The organism is Yokenella regensburgei ATCC 49455, from assembly GCF_000735455.1.
In the GTDB taxonomy this organism is placed as follows: Bacteria; Pseudomonadota; Gammaproteobacteria; order Enterobacterales; family Enterobacteriaceae; genus Yokenella; species Yokenella regensburgei.
Genome location: NZ_JMPS01000071.1, coordinates 85,792 through 92,516 on the forward strand (window position 1 = coordinate 85,792; position 6,725 = coordinate 92,516).

At 52.2% G+C, this 6,725-nt stretch carries 5 protein-coding genes; 1 reads left to right on the plus strand and 4 read right to left on the minus strand.

Annotated features, from left to right (window positions below; all coding sequences use genetic code 11):
- Positions 1-16 precede the first annotated feature (16 nt).
- Together GYRE_RS18475 and manA are read right to left on the minus strand one after the other, a co-directional pair.
- Positions 17-1,567 (minus strand): YdgA family protein, encoded by a 1,551-nt coding sequence (locus GYRE_RS18475; RefSeq protein WP_038257358.1) that lies wholly within the window; start codon positions 1,565-1,567, stop codon positions 17-19.
- Positions 1,568-1,665: 98 nt separating this feature from the next.
- Positions 1,666-2,844 (minus strand): mannose-6-phosphate isomerase, encoded by a 1,179-nt coding sequence (manA, locus tag GYRE_RS18480; RefSeq protein WP_006820082.1) that lies wholly within the window; start codon positions 2,842-2,844, stop codon positions 1,666-1,668.
- Between the two features lie 200 nt (positions 2,845-3,044).
- Between manA and fumA the strand changes: the two genes are divergently transcribed.
- Complete coding sequence (fumA, locus tag GYRE_RS18485; protein ID WP_006820081.1) at positions 3,045-4,691, plus strand: class I fumarate hydratase FumA; 1,647 nt, start codon at positions 3,045-3,047, stop codon at positions 4,689-4,691.
- A 137-nt stretch (positions 4,692-4,828) separates the two neighbouring features.
- Here fumA and GYRE_RS24310 read toward each other — a convergent pair whose 3' ends face one another.
- Positions 4,829-5,320 carry a hypothetical protein gene (locus tag GYRE_RS24310; protein WP_245939516.1) on the minus strand — a complete coding sequence of 164 codons (492 nt, stop codon included), beginning with the start codon at positions 5,318-5,320 and terminating at the stop codon, positions 4,829-4,831.
- A gap of 459 nt (positions 5,321-5,779) precedes the next feature.
- A partial coding sequence (locus GYRE_RS25345) for an RHS repeat-associated core domain-containing protein (RefSeq protein WP_211248369.1) occupies positions 5,780-6,725 on the minus strand: 946 nt, incomplete at its 5' end.

The window sequence follows — 6,725 nt, forward strand, 5'->3', positions numbered from 1 at the left end:
CGGGACAAGGGCGTTGTTACTGTGCCGGAGCCGGAGCCGGAGCCGGAGCCGGAGCCGGAGCCGGAGCCGGAGCTTCAGCTGGTGCCGGAATACCGAGATCCGGCATACCAAACATCCCGACGAAATCTTCCAGCGGCATTTTCTGCCCGTTCAGCGTCACCTGGCCGTTCGCATACTGCAGACTGGTACCGATGGTGTCGTTCTCAAGCGTAGTCAGACGGAACATCTGTCCCATCGCCGCAAGGCCTTTCACCTGCTGAACCGCAAGCTTCGCGGCTTCATCCTGCTGGTAACCTTCGATACGTGCCACCTGGGTCATGAACTCGGTAGCCATATCCATCGGGATTGCCAGTTTGCCATCCAGCGATTTCAGGGTGCGATCCAGACTCTCTGCGAGCGTTTTCGGCTCTCCGGTTGCCTTAGACGGATCTTTGAGCAGTATTGACAGATTGAAGCTGGTTTCGCCTTTGCTGTTTTTCCAGCTCAGCGGCGCAATGGTGATAGACGGATCGCCTTTCAGCAGGAGCGGCAGTGCGCCAAAGAAGGCGTCAGCGAGTTTCTGCTGGTAGAGTTCCGGGTTCTGGGTCAAATCAGGCTGTGCCAACAGCGCCTGAGCCTGCGCATTGTACTGCTGGCTGAACTGGTGCCAGGCCTGACCGTCAATCTGGCCGATTTTCAGCGTCAGTTTACCGGTGCCCATATCCTGACCCTGCAGCTTAAGGCTGTTGAGGGTGTAATCGAGCTGGGTGTTGACAGTTTTACCATCGTTAACCAGATCGGATTTGCCGTCGAGGGTCATGCCTTCCAGTAACGCCAGCTCTTTGCCTTCAACAGAAATCGCCAGTTTTTCCAGATTCACTTTCTGGTCACCAACGAACTCGTCAAAACCGGTCAGGGAACTGTTACCTTCGGTTTTCAGGTTGTTGAAGGTTAGCTTAACCTTCTGGTTGTATTCGTTAACGGTGTCGATAAGGCCGCTTTGCGCTTCACCACTGAGGGCATAGGTTTTACCATCACCGCCGGCTTCGAAGACAAAATTGCCGCCGCTGAACGCAACTTTCTCGCCTTCAGATTCATAGTTCAGCGCTTTCAGGTCGATAGCAGAACGCGTGTCACCGTTGTAGCTGATGCGCGTGTTGATGTCGAAAGGTGACTGACCTTTAGCGAGATCAAACAGGTGTTTCGTCACGTCGTTATTCACCAGCACCGTGTGGACGGAAGCCATTGCCGGGATCAGGTTGAATGATTTCAATGACGCCAGCGGGAACGGACCGTGGTCGACATCTTCTTTCAGGATGACGCTTTGTCCGGGCTGCAGCCAGCTGTTAGCGGCTCCGGCGACAGGTTTGACGACCAGATCCAGCTGGCTCGAGAAGACACCACGCTGGTAGTTTTGATACCCAAGCTCTACTGCAGATTCCGGCGCGGTGCGTTTAATCTGCGCGTTAGCTTGCTGCACCATCTCTGAAATACGGCTTTCGAACTGTTTTCCGGTATACCAGGCACCGCCTGTCCATACCACGCCCAGAGCGATAATCACTCCGGCTGCTACCAGCGATTTTTTCATAGCGTTTATCCATAAAAAAGAAAACAGGCGGAACCGTCCGCCTGTGATGTCATGAGGCTGCTTTTCAGCTTAGCAATACTGCGGCAAAACTTCAGTATTTACTTCAGCTTATTGAACACCCTTGCCAGACGTCCGGTGCCGCTGACGCAGACCGGGGATTCTGCCGCGCTGACGAACGCGGATTCACCCGCTTTCAACGCCAGGCGTTTTTCGCCCTTACGCAGCACCGCTTCGCCTTCCACGCAGAAGAGAATTGCTGCACTGTGTTGGGCAATCTCGCTCTCCCGGGAGGAGAGGTCGTGCAGGGAGAACGCAAAGTCATCAACCGGGATTGGGAAATCCAGCTCGCTGCCATGTTTTTGCGGCTGCGTCAGCAGTTCTGCCGCCGGTTTGGCGACGAACTTGACGTTGGCTACGAGCTCAGGGATGTCGATGTACTTCGGCGTTAATCCGGCGCGCAGCACGTTGTCGGAGTTGGCCATTACTTCCAGCGCCACGCCCTGCAGGTAGGCGTGCGGAGTTTCGGCGAACAGGAACATCGCTTCACCCGGGTTCAGTTTCACCACGTTCAGCAGCAGCGGAGAGAAGAGGCCGCTGTCGTCCGGGTAAAATTGAGCGATCAGGCGAATAGTCTGCCACGGCTCCCCCTGCTGGCTGTCTACGGCGGCTTTCAGAATAGCCAGCGCACGGGATTTTTCTTCCCCCTGCATATTGAGGAGGCTGGCGAACAGTTCGCTCAGACGCTCAGCGTCAGGTGCCTGCAGGAAATGCGCAATCGCGGTGTGCGCTCCGGCAACGGGCTGCAGCAGAGACACAATTTCTGAGAATTCGCGGAAGGCGTTCATCGCAAGGAATGGGGTGAGGGCAAAGACCAGCTCCGGTTTGTGGTTCGGATCTTTGTAGTTACGCTCTGCGGCGTCGAGTGGGATCCCGGCGGCATTCTCTTTGGCAAAACCGATTTCAGAGGCGCGCTTATTCGGGTGAACCTGAATAGACAGCGGCTGTGCGGCACAGAGTACTTTGAACAGGAACGGCAGTTCACCGAAGCGTGAAGCGACTTCCTGGCCGAGTAAACCGGCTTTATCGGCATCAATCACCTCGCGCAGGGAATGCACCTGGCCATCGGCGCCTTCTATCTTCGAACTGCTTTTCGGATGCGCACCCATCCACAGTTCTGCCATCGGCTGGTGGTCAGGATTGGCGATACCGTAGAGTTCCGTTAACGCAGTTTGACTTCCCCAGGCGTAGTTCTGCACTGAGTTGATGAGTTTTTGCATTATCAAGCCCTGTATTCATATGGTTAATCTACGTCTATTAAACCAATAAACCGCCGGGTAAGTCACCTGTGTCGATAAAAAGTCGTCCTTGTCTCAGTTTTTGTTAAAAAATTGTGTAGGATATGCAAACTCGCTTTTGAACAGGGCAAATGGAAGATTTGCCGTAACCATAATTAGCCACGGTAGCAAGTGAGAGCATAATGTCGAACAAACCCTTTCATTATCAGGATCCTTTTCCCCTCAAAAAGGACGAAACCGAATACTATCTCCTCAGCACTGATCACGTTTCTGTCGCAGAATTTGAAGGTCAGGAAATTCTGAAAGTCGATCCGCAGGCGCTGACGCTGCTGGCGCATCACGCCTTCCACGACGCCTCCTTTATGTTGCGCCCGGCGCATCAGCAGCAGGTGGCCGATATTCTCAATGATCCGGAGGCCAGCGAAAACGACAAGTACGTGGCGCTGCAGTTCCTGCGTAACTCTGAGATTGCGGCCAAAGGCATTCTGCCAACCTGCCAGGATACCGGCACCGCCATCATCATGGGTAAAAAAGGGCAGCGCGTGTGGACCGGCGGCGGCGATGAAGCTGCGCTGGCGCGCGGGGTGTATAACACCTATATCGAAGATAACCTGCGTTATTCGCAAAACGCCGCGCTGGATATGTACAAAGAGGTGAACACCGGCACCAACCTGCCGGCACAGATTGATCTCTACAGCGTGGACGGGGATGAATACAAGTTCCTCTGCGTCGCCAAAGGCGGCGGTTCCGCAAACAAAACGTACCTGTATCAGGAAACCAAAGCGCTGCTGACCCCGGGTAAACTGAAAGATTACCTGGTGGCGAAGATGCGCACCCTCGGCACCGCGGCGTGCCCGCCGTATCACATCGCTTTCGTAATTGGCGGAACCTCGGCGGAAGCGACGCTGAAGACCGTGAAACTCGCCTCCACGAAATATTACGACGGCCTGCCGACGGAAGGTAACGAGCACGGCCAGGCATTCCGCGACGTACAGCTTGAGAAAGAGTTGCTGGAAGAGGCGCAGAATCTCGGCCTCGGCGCGCAGTTTGGCGGTAAGTACTTTGCCCACGATATCCGCGTAGTGCGCCTGCCGCGTCACGGAGCTTCCTGCCCGGTAGGCATGGGCGTTTCCTGCTCAGCTGACCGTAACATCAAAGCTAAGATCAACCGTCAGGGGATCTGGCTGGAAAAACTGGAAGATAACCCGGGTAAATTCATTCCGGAATCGCTACGTAAGGCGGGTGAAGGTGAAGCGGTGCGGGTGGATCTTAACCGTCCGATGAGCGAGATCCTCAAACAGCTGTCGCAATACCCGGTTTCGACTCGTCTGTCGCTTTCCGGCACCATCATCGTTGGCCGCGACATCGCGCACGCCAAACTTAAAGAGCGGATGGATAACGGCGAAGGGCTGCCGCAGTACATCAAAGATCACCCGATCTACTACGCTGGCCCGGCCAAAACGCCGGAAGGGTACGCCTCTGGTTCTCTGGGGCCAACCACCGCCGGGCGTATGGATTCTTACGTCGATCAGCTGCAGTCCGAGGGCGGTAGCATGATCATGCTGGCGAAAGGTAACCGCAGCCAGCAGGTGACGGATGCCTGCCACAAGCACGGTGGTTTCTACCTCGGTAGTATCGGTGGCCCGGCAGCAGTGCTGGCGCAGGGCAGTATTAAGAGCCTGGAGTGCGTTGAGTATCCGGAGCTGGGGATGGAAGCTATCTGGAAAATCGAAGTGGAAGACTTCCCGGCGTTCATCCTTGTCGATGACAAAGGAAACGACTTCTTCCAGCAGATCCAGTCTTCGCAGTGTACCCGCTGCGTGAAGTAAGACCCAGGCCGCCCTTCGGGGCGGTCAATTTGCTGATAAACGATGCAGCGTTCTCGCGCCCGCTTCATTAGATGACTGATACTGCTAAAACCCAATATTTTACCAAAGAAATTACTGCGTCTCGAACCTGGATAGCCTTATTTGTCATTCAAAAATTTTCTCAATATTATCATGGAACCTCCGCCCATTCCTCCTAAAAACAACCCAGCCATGGCCCCTTTAAAAATATAAATACACTCATCAGAACTAACACCAGAAACAAGGTAAGTAAAAATAACACCCAAGGCTACAGCCAGAGAAGAGTGCAATACTGAGTTCTTATGTAATAAATAACCTGTAAGGCATCCGCATAAAAACATGATGGAATAGGATGTCGTGGTGAAAAGATTTATTAACCATATACTTTGATAGGAGTCTCTAAAAAAATACCAAAGAATATTTTTAAAGGAGTTTCTTGCAAATGCGCAAACATTTATACAAGTTATGTAAGCATTAAGTAAGTCCCTTCCTGGTGAAGGGGGTGAGTCTTTATCGATACATTTTTTCATTTTATTTACACTACCTCTGTCCACATAGTTTCTTACCCAGCCCTGGGGTTTCTTGGGTCTTTTGAAAGCACTGACAGCCACTCATTGACCCGCATGTTATGGCTCGTGAATGAGCATCAATGAGGCCTTTATTAGTATCTATAATTGCATTGTAACTCAATAGGAGCCTGAGTGATGTACCGTCCCAGCGTCGGATTGTAATACAGTTCCGTCCCGTCTCTTTATCTTCCTGCTGGTGCGGAAAATGAATATGCAATCTTATGATAAACATCACTCATTCCTATTATTCCTTTTATTCTCTTCGAATTTTCTCGCTTTTCTCATTGCCCATTCCCCTCCACCCAATACAACACCCCAAAAAAACCAGTCTTAACAGAGGAGTAAAAATCGCCGAGGAAATTAAAGTTAAACACTCCACTGCTTACACTCATGAAAACAGCAATGCAAAGTTTAAGAAGATAAATAAAAGTAGTGAATGCTATGAAATATTTGATGCCAAATACAATAACAACCATCCATGAGTCTCTATCAATACTCATTTCATTCCTCCAATCCATCAAGCATATGGTTAGCTGCACTCGTAGTCACCTCAGTGGCTACCGTCCCACCAGCTGTTGCGGCAGTCCCACTAACCAAGGATCCGATACCCTTTCCTGTTCCATAGCCGAATATTGAGCCCAGTATTGTTGAAGCTACGCCTTTAGCTGTTTGAGCAGTTCCTTTAATCATATTACTGATTGAGTAGCCGGCAACGTTTATACCTGTTGTCGCTATCAAACCTCTGCCCTCTGTTAGGATCCCTACATTAGTTGCTATGTATGTGTCGCTAAAGCTAAAGTCCCCACCATTCCATACCTGATTTAAGGTGTTAGCGCCACCAGTTAGAGCACCAGATATTGCCAAAGGTGTGGAGAGACATGCAATTGCGGCTACAGAAGCGAATGAGGCAGAGCCATATACCCATCCTTCCATAAACTGCTTTGCTTGCTTCGGTAAGTCACCTTGAGCCATATGGCTAAATGCAGCAGAAGTCTCTTCTGGAGATGTTCCTGATTCTGCCATCGAGATGCCTAATGAACCTGCGGCCTGGATATAATTGATGAATCCCGTACCAAATCCATTAGATGGCTGTAACCCAAATGGATCTACATGTTTTACAGGATCAAGCGGATAAGTATAAGGATTCCATCCCCCCTGTAGCCCAATCGGATCCTGAGTAATATACCGTCCCGCCGTCGGGTCGTAGTAGCGGTGGCGGTTGTAGTACAGCCCCGTCTCTGTATCCGCCTGCTGGCCCGGCAGGCGGATTAGCTGCTCCAGGCCCTCCGGGTTATCCTCCCGCAGCACGGTGCCCCATTCGTCGTATTCGGCCCGCCATCCGGGGCTGCCGTCGCGGCGCATCAGCGCCAGCGGCAGGCCTCGGTGGTCGCAGTGATAGAGGTGGATTTTGCGCAGCGGCGTATACTCCGGCTCCATCTGGCGCGCC